Origin of the sequence: Bacillus cereus group sp. N6, assembly GCF_016483705.1 — a bacterium.
GTDB lineage: Bacteria > Bacillota > Bacilli > Bacillales > Bacillaceae_G > Bacillus_A > Bacillus_A wiedmannii.
Map to the genome: position 1 here is coordinate 25,883 of NZ_JAEHBI010000009.1, position 15,923 is coordinate 41,805.

Genomic DNA, 15,923 nt, shown 5'->3' on the forward strand with positions numbered 1-15,923 from the left:
AGCAAGCATGGATTTCATGCTTGCTTCTTTTCTTTATTTTGTAGAAACTTCACCTTCAGCTTCTGTTTGAGGAATATAGTATCCGATTATACCACCAACGATTGCTGGAATAATCCAACCAATTCCTAAGTTATAAAAAGGAATGGTGTGTACGATATTAGCGATAAAACTTGGTATCATTCCCACATTATCCAGTGCATGAATACAGCTAATAATGAATGCTGCGATCATTGCTCCGATGTAGACAGAAGGTTTACGTTTCGTATATTTATCAAGAAATGATACGAAAATTAAAATGATTGTAATTGGATATAAAATAATTAATACAGGTAATGTAATTTTGATTAATAAACTTAATCCTAAGTTTGAAATCACGAAGCTAAAAATACAAACGTATAGTACGAGCTTTTTGTAAGAAACGTTTGTTAATACTGTTGCAAAATAGTTGGCGAATGCACTTACAACACCAATTGCTGTCGTTAAACAAGCGAAGATAATGGCGATACTTAATAAAACATTACCGCTTGTCCCAAAGAATTGGTACATAACAGTAGCTAACAGTTGACCACCGTTCTCGAATTGTCCTAAGTTGCCGTTTGAAGCGCCGATATAACCAAGTAAGAAATAAACAATTGTTAAGAATACGGCTGCAATGCTTCCGCAAATAATTGTATATTTCGCAATTGATTTCTTCTCTTGTATACCGTTTTGGCGAATTGCATTTACAACAATTGTTGATAATACGAGAGCACCGATTGCATCTAACGTTAAAAATCCTTCAAGAAATCCTTTGAAAAGTGGAATTTCTTTATAGTCACCAATAGGTTCTGTAAACGTTCCTGGTGAAAGAATCGCTTTTGTTGCCATAATTGCAATAATTCCAAGTAAAATTGGCGTTAATATTTTTCCAATATGATCTACTAATTTTGATGGATTTAATGATAAGAAGTAAACGACTGTAAAGAAAATCGCACTAAAGATTAACATAGAGTACCATTGGTCCGGGAAAAGTGGTGCAACCCCAATTTCGTAAGATACAGATCCAGTTCGTGGAATAACAAATAGTGGGCCGATTGAAAGATAAATAATGATAGCGAATATTGCTGCGAATTTTGGATGAACACGGCTTGCTAAAGTGTTAAAACTACCACCGGCAAGGGCAACAGCGACGATAGCTAGTAAAGATAAACCGACGTCTGTAATAATAAATCCTGTAATGGAGACCCACATATTTTCTCCGGAAGAAAGACCGAGAAGGGGCGGAAAAATCATATTACCAGCACCGAAGAAAACTGCGAATAGTAATAAACTAATCGAAAGTATTTGCGCTGGCTTTAAAGTTGTACGCATATAAAGAAAATCCTCCTAATGAGTATTTTTGTCGAAAATTCAAATAATTTGTCGAGTAACTGTTACTATTTTAAAGGTCTGATGACTAGAAAGCAATAGGGAATTTTGAAAATATTAAAAAATAATACATTAAATCGAATAAATATACTATTTATATCTTTAATAGGAAGGATTTAACTTTTAACGTAAAAAAACACATATCACTAGGATACGTGTTTTAAAAAAATATTTTTTTATCACGTTCTTCTTTTAAAATTTCAACTGCTTCTCGGAAACGTTGTGAATGGACAATTTCTCGTTCACGTAAGAAGCGTAGGCTGTCATTTATATCTGGATCATCTGATAAATTAATGAGCCATTGATATGTTGCACGTGCTTTTTCTTCAGCTGCGATATCCTCGTATAGATCGGCAATTGGATCACCTTTAGCCTGTATATAGGTTGCAGTAAAGGGAACACCAGCAGCATTATGGTAATGAAGTGCACTATCATGATCAACATAATGAGGATCAAGTCCAGCGGCTTTCATTTGTTCAGGAGTTGCATCTTTCGTTAGTTTATAAACCATCGTAGCAATCATTTCAAGGTGAGCAAATTCTTCTGTACCAATATCAGTAAGTAGGCCAATGACTTTATCAGGAATTGTATAACGTTGATTTAAGTAACGTAGTGCAGCAGCTAGCTCGCCATCTGCACCGCCATATTGCTCAATTAATAATTTTGCAAGTGCTGGATTGCAAGTTCCCACTTTAACTGGGTATTGTAATTTCTTTTCATAAATCCACATAGTTTCTCTCCTTTATATTTGCCATGGCCAAGGACCTTTGCTCCATTCCCAAGGAGCATTGGAATAGCTGTTTCCAAACTGTTGGAGTGGCCCGTATTTTTCTTCCATCTTTTGTTTTAATACTCGCCGTTTATAGGAAAAATCATTAAATTGATTAATCGCAGCGGTGTCATCTGGATGTGTATCTAAATAAAGAGTGAGTTCAACTAGTACAAAGTCCAGTTCTTGAAGCTCCAGTAAAAGCTGATAGTATTCTTCTGGTAGCGATTGAGTCACGTCAGTAGTCACCGCCCTTTTTTATAAGGATTTTCATAATAGTCATAAAAAATAGGCCATAAAGTCCCTTTTTGTAGCGCTTCTTTTGGCGGTTGAAAGCCTAAAAATAAATTAGGAGGAGTAGAATAATATTTTTTTCCGATAGGAGGACAAGGGTCGAGAGGACTATGATAGGGCACGAATGATCTCATATATTTATTCACGAATAAACCTCCTTAAATGTTCATTACTACGTATTGTATTCAGACATAATGAGCATTTATGACACATATAAAAAAGTAATAAGTACAGGGGGAATGAATGTGGAGAATGTAAAGAATTTAATTGTGTTAGAAGTAAAGAACTTAAAGGAAACTCTGTATTTTTACGAAGGGATTTTAGGAATAACACCTAGTTCAGAGAGGCCGCAATTAGATATTACAGGGGTTTGGTATGATACCGATTCAACGAGAATTAGTTTTGTTATGAATCGCAGCTTGGGCGGGCGTGAGAAGAGTGTTACGGACTCAGTTGATGTTCTAACGTTTTCAATTTCTAACATAGAGAATGTAAAGAAGAGGTTAGTATTTTATAAAATTGCATATACAGAAAACAAAAGTGAGAAAAGTATTGTAGTACAAGACCCAGATGGATATAAACTTCAAGTGGTAGAGAAGGATGAATAAACGGAGGGGATTTAGTGGAGAGAAATTATGAAGAAAGTGCGTTGTTTGAGCATCAATTTTGGCTAAAGGTACTTACTGATCATGCACAATTTTTACTTGATGCATTAGCTCCGAAGGAAAAAGAGGATATAAAAAAAGCTACTTACTTTGTTGAAACATTTACGAACCTGTTAAATAAAGTTCGGAATGTGAATCTGATGGCATTCTCAAAAGAGGCAGAACAAGCTGCAAAGGAAATTCGGACGTTTAAATTAAGTATTATACAGAAGCAGTTGGAAGGGAAAATTACTATTCATTTTACACCAACTTTTATTAATCATATGGTAAACGAAGTGGAAGAGTATATAACGGTTTTAGAGTTTTTGAAGAAAGGGGAAGTTCCGCCTGTTTTTCATGAATTGCATTATCATCTCGTTTGGTTAACGGATGCGGCTGGTCATGCGGGCTCTATTTCTGGTGGGCTAGATCTTGTTGAAAAAAGATTAAAAGAGAAAAGCGAAGAATTTACGAAGCATTTTGAACAATTTTACTTAAAGGCAGTTGAGATGACTGGGTATTTACGAACGGAGCTTCATCATTTTCCAGCATTAAAGAAGTTTACAAAAGATGTTTCACTTGAATTGAAATTATTTTCGCATTTTTTACATGAAGTGGAAGAGCTGGAGTTATCGCATGAAGTATTAAGTGCACTATCAGCTAGAATGGCAGATCATATGGCAAGAGAGGAATGTTATTATTTATTAAAATTAGCTCAATCATCTGGACTCGAAATGCCGAAATGTAATCCGCTTTAAAGAACAAGAGGTCAATTTCATTTGGCCTCTTGTTCTTTTTTGTTTTCTCTTTTTATTTTTGCTTGTTCAATGCTTGCCTGTAATGTCTCCATAATATTAATGATGTTCGGAGCTGGAGAGATTGTTTCAGTTTTTTCTTGTTGTTCAATTTTATTCTCGATTAATTCGGTAAGGGCTTCTGTATATTCATCTATATACATTTCTTGTTCAAAAGGATTTGTAAGGTGGTGGATTAAATTAATTGCTGCGGTGAGTTCTTGTTTTTGGATAGGGTAATTTTCATTACTTGGTAAGTTAGGTGTATTTGTTATATCGCGAATTTCATTAGGGTAGTGGATGGTTTGTAACATAAGTCCATCTTCAAAGTTACGGATAATAGCTAAATGTTGTTTTTTTCTAATAGAAATATGAATAAGCCCAAGTTTATTTGTACGTTCAAGAGCTTCTTTTAATAATAAATATGATTTTTCATGTCCTGGGGTAGGGCCTATAAAATAAGAACGGTCATAAAGAACAGAATCGATTTCGTTATTTTGGATAAAAGATATAATACGAATGGATCGTGGTTCGTGAGCTTTTTGCAACGCAGCTAATTCTTTTTCATCAATAATGATGTATTTATGAGGTGCATATTCATAGGCTTTTACAATATCTTTATCATCAATTTCTTCATCCGTACAATCAGGAGCAAATTTTTTATATTTAATAGGTGTTAAGCATTCTTTATGGAGACTTAAAAATTTTATATCGGTTTCTTCTACGGCGCTATATAGTTTAATTCCTATATTTAATAGTCCAAGTGAAAGTGCACCTTTCCATACGGTATGCAAATGAAACCTCTCCTTTCATTCAAAAATGATTATGTATATTATGAGATAGTAAGAAATTTCCTATACGTTTTTTGTTTTTTACGGAAGGGTAAGCAGGAGGGATTGGGATATAAAATATATTGACAAGCCCTCTGAAATATTTTAATGTGAGTGTATAAAATTGTGTATAAAGGGGAGTAACTTATTACAGTAAAGTCGTCATTACAGGGAGAAACCCTCGGCTTTATTGGCAACGTTTCGTTGTTAGTGAGACCTTTACCAGCAATGGTAAAGGCCCCTTATTGTCTTTTTTAGGACCCTTACCATATTTGGTAGGGTCCTTTTTGTATACAAAGAGAGGAGAAATAAAAATGAAAAAACTTATTAGTAGATTAAGAGTTGTATTTCATGTCCGTCGTTTCGTTCCATTCCTATTTGACTTTTTTACTTCAAAAGAGGTTTCAATAAAGAAGAAAATTTTATCTGTTGCTTTTTTAGTTGGGTATGTTGCGATGCCGCTTGATTTAATTCCAGACTTCCTGCCGTTTATCGGTATTTTAGATGATATTGGAATTGTGTTATTCATTTTGAACCGAATTGTAAAAATGGCGCCAGTTCAATTACAAGAAAAGCATAACGTAAACGTAGGATAGGAGTTAAAAATATGGAGCAAATTATTTTAGATATAATTGAGTTTTTAAAGCAGTTTTCTTATTTTGGAGTTGTGTTAGCATTAACGTTTGAATTTATTCCAGCAGAAGTAGTGTTGCCCATGGTTGGATATTGGGTGTACGAGGGGGATATGAATTTTTGGCTAGCTGTATTAGCTGGAACACTGGGGGGAACGACAGGACCATTAACGTTATACGCACTCGGTTATTACGGTGGTCGTCCTCTATTAATAAAGTACGGGAAATACTTCTTTATTAAAGAAGAACAAATTCAAAAAGCAGATGATTTCTTTGAGAAATATGGACCAGTTGTAGCATTTGTTGGACGCTTTGTACCGGGAGTTCGAACGCTTATTTCTGTTCCATGTGGTATGGCAAAAATGAACATATGGAAATTTAGTATATATACATTTGTAGCAATGTTCCCGTTAACGACTTTGTATATTTATTTTGGGATGAAATTAGGTCCGCATTGGGCAAAAGCGGCGGATGTTGTTGGACAATATATGCTACCGATATTACTAGTCGTAGTTATTGTTGTAGGTGGTATTTTAATCTATAAATTTATGAAAAAAAGAAACAGAACGGAATCTATCTAGTCATTAGTACAGGAGTTGTCTTATTTTTTGAAAATAGATGAATAGTACAGGCAAAAGACTCTGAGGGACATACACATATAAGGAATAAGTAAGAGAGAGGGGAAACTTCTATGTCTTGTGAATGCTCAGGGGCGGCATTAACGTGTTGTCCAGATAAAAATTATGTGCAAGATAAAGTGTGTAGTCCATGGTCTGCTACTGTAGTTGCAACAGCAATTGATAATGTTCTTTATACAAATAATATTAACCAAAATGTAGTTGGTACTGGTTTTGTTAAATATGATGTTGGCCCAGGTCCAATTACTGTAGAAGCGCTTGATTCTGCTGGGGCTACAATTGATACACAAACATTAAACCCAGGAACGAGTATTGCTTTCACGTATCGTCGCTTTGATAGTATACAAGTTGTGTTACCTGCAACACCTGCTGGAACGTATCAGGGAGAATTTTGTATTACAACACGTTATCCACTTTCATAGCAGAATAGGAGAGGATCAAAATGGGAATGAGAAGTTCCGGTTTGTCTTGTTGTTCTAATAAAACACTTGTGCAAGATCAAGTATGTACAGACTGGTCTATTACAGGTGCTGGTACTCAAATTGTATATACGAATAATATTACACAAGAAGTATATGGTTCAGGTTACGTGAAATATGATGTAGGGGCAGCTCCGATTACAGTTGATTTTTTAGTAGGTGCTACAGTAGTTGATACAATTACTGTACAACCACAAAGTAGTGGTACTTTCACTGTACGATATTTTACGACTGTCCGAATTACTACGACAGGAACAACTGTTAATCAAGGAGAGTTTTGTATTACTGTACGTTATCCAATTTCATAAAAAAGCATACCGTAAATGGTATGCTTTTTTTATTAAGGACGTAATGAAATTGGTATTTTATAAGCAACATGTAAATTGGCAACAGTACTTACCTTCTAAATATAGTGAAGGATTACTTTGTATATTGATAATCCTGACTGACTCTAAGTCTTTTCCTGTGTACGATATTGTATTACCAGGAAACACAGTGAAAACATTAGTTACTGCTCCAGTGATTTGAATTGTAATTGCTTCTGTGCTGCTAGTACTATTGTAAACCGAGACAGTACCTGATATAAGTAGTATCCCATCACTTTGCCATAGTATCATTGACTGTAATGCATCTTTGGCAGATGGGATGGTGTTATTAGTTATGAGGAAATTCCCTGCAAATTCATTTGTTACTCGCTCGCAATTTGGATTTGGGGGAGGGGGCGGTGGACAAGGGTCTGGACAAATAATAGATAAAGGAGCGAAACAGCCAATATTTCTTTTATTCTTCAATATAACCCCTCCTTTTAAGTTGTCTTTTACTACTATTAAATGTAGAAGCATGGCCGATGTGTTAAAAAAGAAGGAAATGTTAAAAATTAAGATTGTCCAATAGGCTTAAACTTTAATTTATCATTAGTGTTATAGAAAAGATTATATGTGAATAGTCATAGGAAAAGAATGATCAGACTCTTTTAGACAAAAGGTGGTTGTATACAATAGTACGAGGAATGTTGGACTTAACTTCTAATTAACTGTATATTTACAAAAATCTAATAAAATTAATTTGTTATTTAAACGGCATTAATATGTTTTAGATAAAATAGCCCTTGTAATGAATCAATTATTATGAGGAGGATTCACGTGGAAAGAACTATTTTACGAAAAGTAAAAGGCCTTATTGGATTATTAATGGTTTTTGTATTAGCGTTCGTATCATTTCCGTGGAGTACATCAGTCAAAGCGGAAGAGAAGAAGCAAGAAAAGGCACCAAGCGAGAAGAAGATCGTTTTTCCAGTCGTAAGTGATGTACATATTAAAAATAGTGGAACGGATGATACGTTTCGCTGGAAACGAGCAATCGAGCAACTTAATACACTTGCACCTAAACAAGATGCGTTCGTAATTGTGGGAGACTTTACTGATTCAGGATCGGTACAACAATATGATCGTTTCATGCAAGTATATAATGAAAATGCAAATAAAGATGCGGTACGAATGAATTCTCTAGGCAATCATGATTATTGGAACGGTTTAACTGTAGAGGGAGCGCAGAAACGTTTCTTAGAAAAAACAGGTATGGAATCGATTTACTATCATAAAGTGGTGAAAGGGTATCACTTCCTTGTAATGTCTCCAGAGGACGGGACAACTCACGGATATTATTCAGACAAGCAAATTAATTGGTTAAAAGAAGAGATGGCAAAGGCGCAAAAAGATGATCCAGAAAAACCAATTTTCGTATTTTTACATCAACATATTAAAGATACAGTATACGGTAGTCAAGAATGGGGAACAAAAGATAGTGCGAAAATTAATGAGGTATTAAAACAATACCCACAAGTTATTACGTTTTCAGGTCATTCACATTATCCGTTAGATGATCCAAGATCGATTCATCAAAAAGACTTTACATCAGTTGGCACATCTTCAGTAAGTTATATGGAGGTTGAAGGTGGTAAAGTACAAGGAAATATCCCGTCAGGAGCTAGTACATTAAGCCAAGGTTTATTAGTAGAAGTAGATGATAAAGAAGTAACGATTAATCGCCGTGATTTCCATACAAATTCTTGGACAGGCGAGCCTTGGAAAATTAAATTACCATCAAAGAAAGACACATTTACACATGTAGAAGATCGTGATAAAGAAAAGCCATACTTTGCAAAAGATGCGAAGTTGTCGGTATCAAATGTAACAGAAAATGCAGCAACAGTAACATTCCAGCAAGCGTTGGACAACCTTCTTGTTCATTCTTACCGTGTACAAGCGAGAGATAAGCAAACGGGAGAAATAAAAAATAAATTGTTAGCATTCTCAGAGTTTTATCGTGATCCAGTGCCGAAAGAACTGACATTTACGCTTGCAGGACTAGATGGCGGGAAAACATATACACTGGAAGTCGTTGCGATTGATTCATTCGGCAACGAAAGTGTACAACCATTAACGGCAGAGATTACTACGAAAAAAGATAATATTGACCCGAATGTGAAAGTACCAAAGGCGGATGTTTTTGATGTAAACTTTGCAGATGGTACATTTAAAGACAATTCATCATTTGGTACAAAAGGTGATGTTAAGGGTAATGTGACTATTGAATATGATAAAGTGTTGAAAAAGAATGTTATGAAGCTAAACGGAAAAGCAAATACATTTGGATACCTTCCATTTTCAGCAGCACAAAAAGAGAAAGTAGCAAATACATTTACATTAGAAACTGTGTTTTCAATGAATGAAATTTGCGGACAAGGTATTTTACAAAATACAGAGAGCGGCGGAATTGGTTTTGAATCTACAGGAAGTGGTTATGTAGAATTATGGGCTCATATTGGTGGAAGTTATAAACGTGTTGGCGTTCAATTAGAGGCTAATAAAACGTACCATTTAACAGGAACGTATAACGGAAGTGAAGTAGCAATTTACGTAGATGGTAAAAAAGTAAATAGCCAACCAGCTACAGGGAAAGTATATCACCCGAACGTACCATTTGCGCTTGGGGCAGACCCTGATAGTAATGGGAATGGTGGTATTCCGCTAAATGGACAAATTGCGCTTGCGAAATTATATAGTAAAGCGTTAAGTTCTTCAGAAGTATTAGCAGCGTATAATGAGTTTTCTAATCGTACAAAATTAGAAGAAGTAAACGCTTTATATGAAGAGCTTGGAAAAGTAAAAGAAGTGTTAGCTGGAACGTATGAGTTTGGTGACAAACCAGGTCAATATTCAAAGGAAGCATTTCAAGCACTAGAGAAAAGCTATAACACTGCAAAGCAAGCATTTGAAAATGTAGGAAGTACTGGAGAGCAAATCGTTCAAGCGTATAACGAATTAAAAACAGCTAATGTAACATTTGTACAATCTAAAGTAGCAGAAGAACAACCGAAAACACCGAAAGAAAAATTACAAATCAATATTGAAACTGCAAAAGCAGTAGTGAAAAAAGCGCAAGCTGCAAATGTAACGGACGGTTCAGTGAAATCATTGAGTCAAAAAATTACAGTGGCAGAAGCTGTATTAAAAGATGCGAAAGTAAAAGATGCACAAGTAGAAACGATGAATCGTACGATAGAATATGCGATTTCACTCGTTGAAAAAAGCATAAGCAAATAAGAGAGAAGAAAAAGAAGCTTATCATGATAGGCTTCTTTTTTGTTATACTAAAAATAGCATAGTATGAGGGAGCGAATAATTTGGAAGAGAAAAAGCTAAAAAGAATTCTTGAATATGTATGGATCGCGGTTGTGCTCCTTGTAGGATATTATTTCTTAAAAGAGAAAAGTATATGGGTTCTATTTTTAATGACGTTTTTATTAGCGGGTTTAGGCACGTTATTTATTAACTTCTTCTTTGATAGTTTAAATGCATGGAAGAAGAAAAAGAAGGGAACGAAGTAAAGGAGGGAACATATGCAAAAGTGGAAGCTTATATATCAGGTGATTATTTTCCTATTGCTTGTAGGTATTGGCGTTTTTAAATACGCCACACCGATAGGGAATTGGGCATCGTTTACAGCTTGCATCGGCATGTTTTTCATTTTACAATCGTTAACGAAAAAAAATAATCAGACATGAAGGTAGCTCGCCGTTTTATCGGCGAGCTATTTTGTTATGCTTTTTTCTTTTCATCACTTGTTTTTTCAGTAGCTAAATGACTATGTTTTCTAGAGTAGAAGAAATAGAAGCATAAGCCGACTAGAAGCCAAACTGCAAAGCTTATCCATGTCGTTTTAGACAAATTGATCATTAAATATAAACAGCAAAGAATTGCAACAACTGGTAATACAGGTACGAAAGGTGCGCGGAATCCACGTTTTAAATCAGGATGTGTTTTTCGTAAAATAAGTACAGCGCAGCAAACGAATGTGAATGCTGTTAACGTACCGATGTTTACTAAATTCGCTAGTAAATGTAAGTCTAAAAGTCCTGCTAATAAAGCTGACACAACGCCAGTAATCCACGTGTTTAATAAAGGGATTTTTACTCTTTTATTCACACGTGCTAACGCTTTTGGAAGTAAACCGTCGCGGCTCATTGCATACGAAACGCGAACTTGTCCATACATAACGACTAAGAGAACGGTTGTCATTCCAGTCATCGCCCCAACAGCGAGTAGTCCTGCAATTGTATCTTCGCCAACGAAATGTAAGGCAAACGCAACCGGATCAGAAACATCTAATTGTGTATACGGAACCATACCTGTTAAAACGAAAGATACAATCATGTATAAAACAGTACAAATAAGAAGGGAACCGATAATGCCAATTGGTAAATCGCGCTGTGGTTTTTTCGTTTCTTCTGCAGCGGTTGCGATTGCATCAAAGCCTAAGAAGGCGAAGAATACAGTGGCAGCCCCAGTAATGATACCGTCGTATCCGAATGGAATGAACGGAGTCCAATTTTCAGGTTTTACATATTTTGCCCCTGCTACGATAAAGGCGATAATAACAGCTAACTTGATAAGAACCATAATATTATTAATGCGTGCGCTTTCGCGTATACCGAAACTTAAAAGTCCCGTAATGAGTAGTAAAATACAAACAGCCGGTAAATCGATAATGCCGCCTTTTCCTACGCCAGGGGCCGAGGCTATTATGGTGGGCAAATGGATGTTAAATCCTTGTAGTAAAGATTGTAAATAACCAGACCAACCGACAGCTACTGCCGCGACTGCAAGTAAATATTCGAGCATTAAACACCAGCCGACGATGAAGGCGACGACTTCTCCGACTGTCATATATGCGTAAGTGTACACACTTCCTGAGACAGGAATAGAAGAAGCAAATTCAGCATAACAAAAGGCTACACAAGCACAAGTAAATGCAGCAATAAGGAATGATAACATAATACCAGGACCAGAATGTTTCGCTGCGACAATACCTGTTAATACAAAGATCCCTGTCCCAATTACGGCGCCAATTCCTAAAAATGTTAAATCAAGTGCAGTTAATGTTCTATCTAACTGCCGTGGTGATTCAGTACTAAGCGGTTTTTTTCGTAATAATGACTTCACTTTGGACTCTCCCCCCCGTTTTTTCATTTCCATAACTGCGAATATAGTATGAGCCCACTAGAAAAGAGTATGTAAGTAAATGGAGGTACAGTTATGGTAGGTTGTTTTTAAAATTGCTGGATTAATCTTAATATAATTCAGAATATTTTGTCAAATAAAAATGTGACAAATAAAATGCGGATGAATAGGGGAAACTACTGGCAGGAATGGACGAGGGTTGTAAATTTACTTTGGATGGAGAAAACCCACTGATTAAAGTTAAAGTAGGAGAAGATGTTATGTTATTTTATTTTGAACTTGTCGTCATTTTACTTTGTACGAAATTAGCTGGTGATATTAGCGTTAGGCTTGGCCAGCCTTCTGTACTTGGTAAATTAATCGTTGGTATTATTATCGGTCCGGCTGTGCTTGGTATTATTAATAGTTCTGAATTGATCGATGAACTGAGTGAAATTGGTGTTTTACTACTTATGTTTATGGCAGGGCTTGAAACAGATTTAGAAGAGCTAAATCGAAATTTGAAATCTGCATTCGCAGTAGCGATGGGAGGAATTATTTTCCCATTCCTTGGTGGGTATTTAGCGGGACTTGCGTTTGGAATGTTACAGTCGCATGCGATCTTTTTAGGGTTATTACTTTGTGCCACTTCCGTTAGTATTTCTGTTCAAACACTAAGAGATTTAGGGAAAATGAATACGAGAGAAAGTACGACGATTTTAGGGGCAGCTGTATTTGATGATGTAATTGTTGTTATTTTATTAGCATTTGTGATGAGTTTTTTAGGTACACAAGATGTAAATGTAACGCTTGTCATTGCAAAGAAAATTATCTTTTTTGTCAGTATCGTTTTCATCTCTTGGAAAGTTGTTCCATGGATTATGAAAATGCTCGTACCACTTCGCGTAACAGAAGCGTTAATTAGTGCAGCTCTTATTATTTGTTTCTCATTTTCGTATTACAGTGAAATGATGGGGATCGCAGGTATTATTGGGGCATTTGCAGCCGGAATTGCCATTTCGCAAACAGAGTATAAGCACGAAGTAGAACATAAAATTGAACCGATTGCTTATGCAATATTTGTACCGGTGTTCTTCGTAAGTATCGGAATGGAAATTACATTTCAAGGTATCGGAAGCCAGCTTTGGTTCATTATCATCATGACGCTTATTGCAATTTTTACAAAGTTAATCGGATCAGGTTTAGGAGCAAGACTGACAGGGTTCAACCTTCAATCTTCTATTAGTATTGGTGCGGGGATGGTTTCGCGCGGAGAAGTGGCGCTTATCATCGCAGCGAATGGACTTGCGGCGAATTTATTAGCGAAAGAAAATTTCACAGCGATTGTTATTGTTGTTATATTAACGACGATTATTACGCCGCCGCTTTTGAAGAAGTATTTTGTATAGAGAGGAAGAGCTTATCTGATGTAGGTAAGCTCTTTTTTATTGGAAAAAAGCAATAGTCATATAGCGTGAATAGGTTGTAATTATGGTAAAATCTACGTATATGATAAGTCGAGGAGAGAAAATGTGTGAGGATTACGAAGGGGAAGGTTATCGGTATAATCATACTTATTGCGCTATGTATACCATTTACTGCATGGAAAGAGTCAAAAGCGAAAGACTTTCCTGTTTCTATTTTTTCTTCCTATGTAGAAGACGAAAACCCGAAAGACTATAATTATACTGCTTTTGTACCTGACTTTGCAATTTGGATACATGGATGGGAAAAACAGCGATCTGAAGGTGAAATAACGTCGTATAAAAAAGGGGATCGAACTGTAATTGTTCACCATCCACCTGGTAATGATGGTTTTTATCTATACGATGTAAATGATATTAGAGAATAAACGCAACCGTAAGAAGTGGAGGTTAAATAGTGAAAGCTTCAACATTACTATTTAAAATTGAAAGTAATATGGATCAATTTTCACCAGCTGAAAAGAAGGTTGCCATGTACATAATGGAGAATGCAGAGATTGTTCCGAACTTAACGACGAAAGAAGTGTCAACGAATGCAGGCGCGAGTGAAGCAAGTGTTGTTCGCTTTTGTAAGTCAATTGGAATCGGAAGCTTTAAAGCATTTAAAATCGCGCTCGTTCGTGAATTGACGATTGCTGATTATAATATTAATGATTTTTCAGTTATGAATACGGAAGATGGACCGTATGATTTGTTTAATAAAGTTACGTATGTGAATAAAGCTGCAATTGAGGCGAGCGTTACTGCGATAGATAAAAAGGAACTTGAGAAAGCTGCAGATCGTATTGTAAATGCAGATAAAATTATATTTTATGGAGTAGGCGGATCAGCTACTCCTGCGATGGACGGGGCTTACAAATTTACAAGGCTCGGATTTACAGCGATGATGCTATCAGATTTTCATATGATGTTGCCGCTTGTGACGAATTTAAAAGAGGGCGATATATTTGTTGCCATTTCAACATCTGGTCGTACGAAAGATGTACTTGAAATGGCGCAATATGCGAAGAGACAAGGTGCAACAGTTATTGCGATTACAAAGCTTGACCAATCATCACCTTTATATAAAGAAGCGGATATTCGTCTTTGTATGCCAGATGTAGAGCAAGATCATCGTATTGCGAGTATTGCTTCGAGAATGACACAGCTGAATATGATTGATGCTTTATATGTGATTACTTTTAATCGTATTGGTAATAAAGTGCTGGATCAATTTATGGAGACAAGGGAAGAAGCTCTACGGTTACGGAAGTTAAAATGAGAAGATGGGGAAACCCATCTTTTTTTTGCGTACTGACATAAAGTGAAACTTTAATAAGTGGGGGGCATCCCCCACTTATTATTAGTTGAACCAATCGGACTTTTACAGGCAGTTGATCCCCCACCTATCTTCTTTGTTTTCGCTGAATTTGAGGTGGGGGTCTTACTGCCAGTTAAAGTGGGATAAATTCGTCATGAAAAGAAATAAAATTTCATAAAATAATAAAGTGATATTGATTTTAAATTTCTTAAAGTTATAATAAAAGTATGAAATTAAATTTCAAAGCAGGTGATAATATGTTAGAAAATTTATCGACAGAACATCGTAATGAGAAGACGATGAATTTAGATGAGATGAGTATAAAAGAAGTGTTACAAAGTATGAATGAAGAAGATCGAACTGTTGCGTTAGCAGTTGAAAATGAAATAGAAGAAATTGAAAAGGTTGTACAGATTGTCATTAAATCCTTTGAAGATGAGGGACGATTAATTTACATTGGGGCTGGTACGAGTGGCCGTTTAGGTATTTTGGATGCGGTGGAATGTCCGCCGACATTTGGCACAGATGATAAAATGGTACAAGGATTTATAGCAGGTGGATTGAAAGCGTTTACTAAGGCGGTGGAAGGTGCAGAAGACCGCGAAGAGTTAGCAGAAGAAGATTTAAAAAGTATTGGATTAAACGAGAAAGATACAGTGATTGGAATTGCGGCAAGTGGTCGAACTCCTTATGTAATTGGCGGTTTGAAGTACGCGGCTAGCGTGGGAGCGAGCACGGCGAGTATTTCTTGTAATAAAAATGCTGAAATAAGTAAATATGCAAAACTAAATGTGGAAGTAGAAACAGGCGCAGAAATTTTAACAGGCTCAACGCGTTTGAAAGCTGGTACAGCGCAAAAATTAGTACTTAATATGATTTCAACAGCTTCTATGATTGGTGTGGGGAAAGTATATAAAAACTTAATGGTAGATGTTCAATCTACAAATGAAAAGTTAGTAGAACGATCAAAACGCATTATTGTGGAAGCAACAGGTGTGAGCTATGAAATAGCAGCAGAGTGTTATGAAAAAGCAGAACGTAATGTGAAAGCCGCGATTGTTATGGTGTTACTACAGTGTGAGTATGGGGAAGCACTGGAGAAATTAAAAGAAGCGAAAGGGTTTGTGAAGAAGGCACTATAAAATAATAGG

At 36.0% G+C, this 15,923-nt stretch carries 20 protein-coding genes; 13 read left to right on the forward strand and 7 right to left on the reverse strand.

Annotated elements, in window-relative coordinates; all coding sequences use genetic code 11:
• Window positions 1-33: 33 nt before the first annotated feature.
• The 4 genes from brnQ2 to JDS99_RS09600 all read right to left on the reverse strand — a co-directional run bounded on the left by brnQ2 (window position 34) and on the right by JDS99_RS09600 (window position 2,616).
• Window positions 34-1,350 carry a branched-chain amino acid transport system II carrier protein BrnQ2 gene (brnQ2, locus tag JDS99_RS09585; protein WP_199694982.1) on the reverse strand — a complete coding sequence of 439 codons (1,317 nt, stop codon included), beginning with the start codon at window positions 1,348-1,350 and terminating at the stop codon, window positions 34-36.
• Window positions 1,351-1,567: 217 nt separating this feature from the next.
• A complete protein-coding gene (gene cotJC, locus JDS99_RS09590; protein WP_000265275.1) occupies window positions 1,568-2,137 on the reverse strand; it encodes a spore coat protein CotJC in 570 nt (189 codons plus the stop codon).
• Window positions 2,138-2,149: 12 nt separating this feature from the next.
• The gene (locus JDS99_RS09595; protein WP_000194492.1) at window positions 2,150-2,413 is read right to left on the reverse strand and encodes a spore coat protein CotJB; all 264 of its coding nucleotides are present in this window, start codon (window positions 2,411-2,413) and stop codon (window positions 2,150-2,152) included.
• A gap of 8 nt (window positions 2,414-2,421) precedes the next feature.
• The gene (locus JDS99_RS09600) at window positions 2,422-2,616 is read right to left on the reverse strand and encodes a spore coat protein CotJA (protein ID WP_199694983.1); all 195 of its coding nucleotides are present in this window, start codon (window positions 2,614-2,616) and stop codon (window positions 2,422-2,424) included.
• Between the two features lie 48 nt (window positions 2,617-2,664).
• Between JDS99_RS09600 and JDS99_RS09605 the strand changes: the two genes are divergently transcribed.
• Together JDS99_RS09605 and JDS99_RS09610 are read left to right on the forward strand one after the other, a co-directional pair.
• Window positions 2,665-3,078 carry a VOC family protein gene (locus JDS99_RS09605; protein WP_097891327.1) on the forward strand — a complete coding sequence of 138 codons (414 nt, stop codon included), beginning with the start codon at window positions 2,665-2,667 and terminating at the stop codon, window positions 3,076-3,078.
• A 14-nt stretch (window positions 3,079-3,092) separates the two neighbouring features.
• The gene (locus JDS99_RS09610; protein WP_000440978.1) at window positions 3,093-3,872 is read left to right on the forward strand and encodes a DUF2935 domain-containing protein; all 780 of its coding nucleotides are present in this window, start codon (window positions 3,093-3,095) and stop codon (window positions 3,870-3,872) included.
• A gap of 17 nt (window positions 3,873-3,889) precedes the next feature.
• Here JDS99_RS09610 and ku read toward each other — a convergent pair whose 3' ends face one another.
• Window positions 3,890-4,702, reverse strand: a complete 813-nt coding sequence (ku, locus tag JDS99_RS09615) for a non-homologous end joining protein Ku (protein ID WP_088062052.1) — start codon at window positions 4,700-4,702, stop codon at window positions 3,890-3,892.
• Between the two features lie 350 nt (window positions 4,703-5,052).
• On the opposite strand from ku, the gene JDS99_RS09620 reads away from it, so the two are divergent.
• From JDS99_RS09620 to JDS99_RS09635, 4 genes are all read left to right on the forward strand, one after another.
• Complete coding sequence (locus JDS99_RS09620) at window positions 5,053-5,334, forward strand: YkvA family protein (RefSeq protein WP_000733852.1); 282 nt, start codon at window positions 5,053-5,055, stop codon at window positions 5,332-5,334.
• Between the two features lie 11 nt (window positions 5,335-5,345).
• Window positions 5,346-5,951 carry a DedA family protein gene (locus JDS99_RS09625; RefSeq protein WP_000435010.1) on the forward strand — a complete coding sequence of 202 codons (606 nt, stop codon included), beginning with the start codon at window positions 5,346-5,348 and terminating at the stop codon, window positions 5,949-5,951.
• Window positions 5,952-6,061: 110 nt separating this feature from the next.
• Window positions 6,062-6,430, forward strand: a complete 369-nt coding sequence (locus JDS99_RS09630; protein ID WP_088062054.1) for a DUF3992 domain-containing protein — start codon at window positions 6,062-6,064, stop codon at window positions 6,428-6,430.
• 20 nt (window positions 6,431-6,450) lie between these two features.
• Window positions 6,451-6,795, forward strand: a complete 345-nt coding sequence (locus JDS99_RS09635; protein ID WP_000525802.1) for a DUF3992 domain-containing protein — start codon at window positions 6,451-6,453, stop codon at window positions 6,793-6,795.
• 57 nt (window positions 6,796-6,852) lie between these two features.
• Here the strand turns inward: JDS99_RS09635 and JDS99_RS09640 are convergent, their stop codons facing one another.
• Window positions 6,853-7,278 carry an S-Ena type endospore appendage gene (locus tag JDS99_RS09640; protein ID WP_088062056.1) on the reverse strand — a complete coding sequence of 142 codons (426 nt, stop codon included), beginning with the start codon at window positions 7,276-7,278 and terminating at the stop codon, window positions 6,853-6,855.
• A 351-nt stretch (window positions 7,279-7,629) separates the two neighbouring features.
• Here JDS99_RS09640 and JDS99_RS09645 point away from each other — a divergent pair, with 351 nt between their 5' ends.
• The 3 genes from JDS99_RS09645 (at window position 7,630) to JDS99_RS09655 (ending at window position 10,553) form a co-directional block, all read left to right on the forward strand.
• The gene (locus JDS99_RS09645) at window positions 7,630-10,092 is read left to right on the forward strand and encodes a LamG-like jellyroll fold domain-containing protein (protein WP_199694984.1); all 2,463 of its coding nucleotides are present in this window, start codon (window positions 7,630-7,632) and stop codon (window positions 10,090-10,092) included.
• A gap of 80 nt (window positions 10,093-10,172) precedes the next feature.
• A complete protein-coding gene (locus JDS99_RS09650) occupies window positions 10,173-10,376 on the forward strand; it encodes a hypothetical protein (RefSeq protein WP_000391504.1) in 204 nt (67 codons plus the stop codon).
• Between the two features lie 12 nt (window positions 10,377-10,388).
• Window positions 10,389-10,553 carry a hypothetical protein gene (locus tag JDS99_RS09655; protein ID WP_075312097.1) on the forward strand — a complete coding sequence of 55 codons (165 nt, stop codon included), beginning with the start codon at window positions 10,389-10,391 and terminating at the stop codon, window positions 10,551-10,553.
• Window positions 10,554-10,587: 34 nt separating this feature from the next.
• On the opposite strand, the gene JDS99_RS09660 is transcribed toward JDS99_RS09655, so the two are convergent.
• On the reverse strand, window positions 10,588-11,991 hold the full coding sequence (locus JDS99_RS09660; protein WP_088062060.1) for a branched-chain amino acid transporter BcaP: 1,404 nt from the start codon (window positions 11,989-11,991) through the stop codon (window positions 10,588-10,590).
• A gap of 206 nt (window positions 11,992-12,197) precedes the next feature.
• Here JDS99_RS09660 and JDS99_RS09665 point away from each other — a divergent pair, with 206 nt between their 5' ends.
• The 4 genes from JDS99_RS09665 (at window position 12,198) to murQ (ending at window position 15,914) form a co-directional block, all read left to right on the forward strand.
• Complete coding sequence (locus tag JDS99_RS09665; protein ID WP_060487615.1) at window positions 12,198-13,397, forward strand: cation:proton antiporter; 1,200 nt, start codon at window positions 12,198-12,200, stop codon at window positions 13,395-13,397.
• A 125-nt stretch (window positions 13,398-13,522) separates the two neighbouring features.
• Window positions 13,523-13,840 (forward strand): outer surface protein, encoded by a 318-nt coding sequence (locus JDS99_RS09670; protein ID WP_199694985.1) that lies wholly within the window; start codon window positions 13,523-13,525, stop codon window positions 13,838-13,840.
• A gap of 29 nt (window positions 13,841-13,869) precedes the next feature.
• Window positions 13,870-14,733, forward strand: a complete 864-nt coding sequence (locus JDS99_RS09675) for a MurR/RpiR family transcriptional regulator (protein WP_000648163.1) — start codon at window positions 13,870-13,872, stop codon at window positions 14,731-14,733.
• A 296-nt stretch (window positions 14,734-15,029) separates the two neighbouring features.
• Window positions 15,030-15,914 (forward strand): N-acetylmuramic acid 6-phosphate etherase, encoded by an 885-nt coding sequence (murQ, locus tag JDS99_RS09680; protein ID WP_088062067.1) that lies wholly within the window; start codon window positions 15,030-15,032, stop codon window positions 15,912-15,914.
• Window positions 15,915-15,923 lie beyond the last annotated feature (9 nt).

What these genes read in the sequence shown, in the direction of transcription:
- JDS99_RS09655 (WP_075312097.1), top strand. Translation starts at nt 10,389, where the DNA reads ATGCAAAAGTGGAAGCTTATATATCAGGTGATTATTTTCCTATTGCTT.
- murQ (WP_088062067.1), top strand. Translation starts at nt 15,030, where the DNA reads ATGTTAGAAAATTTATCGACAGAACATCGTAATGAGAAGACGATGAAT.
- JDS99_RS09605 (WP_097891327.1), top strand. Translation starts at nt 2,665, where the DNA reads ATGAGCATTTATGACACATATAAAAAAGTAATAAGTACAGGGGGAATG.
- JDS99_RS09620 (WP_000733852.1), top strand. Translation starts at nt 5,053, where the DNA reads ATGAAAAAACTTATTAGTAGATTAAGAGTTGTATTTCATGTCCGTCGT.
- JDS99_RS09625 (WP_000435010.1), top strand. Translation starts at nt 5,346, where the DNA reads ATGGAGCAAATTATTTTAGATATAATTGAGTTTTTAAAGCAGTTTTCT.
- cotJC (WP_000265275.1), bottom strand. Translation starts at nt 2,137, where the DNA reads ATGTGGATTTATGAAAAGAAATTACAATACCCAGTTAAAGTGGGAACT.
- JDS99_RS09630 (WP_088062054.1), top strand. Translation starts at nt 6,062, where the DNA reads ATGTCTTGTGAATGCTCAGGGGCGGCATTAACGTGTTGTCCAGATAAA.
- JDS99_RS09665 (WP_060487615.1), top strand. Translation starts at nt 12,198, where the DNA reads ATGGACGAGGGTTGTAAATTTACTTTGGATGGAGAAAACCCACTGATT.
- JDS99_RS09635 (WP_000525802.1), top strand. Translation starts at nt 6,451, where the DNA reads ATGGGAATGAGAAGTTCCGGTTTGTCTTGTTGTTCTAATAAAACACTT.
- brnQ2 (WP_199694982.1), bottom strand. Translation starts at nt 1,350, where the DNA reads ATGCGTACAACTTTAAAGCCAGCGCAAATACTTTCGATTAGTTTATTA.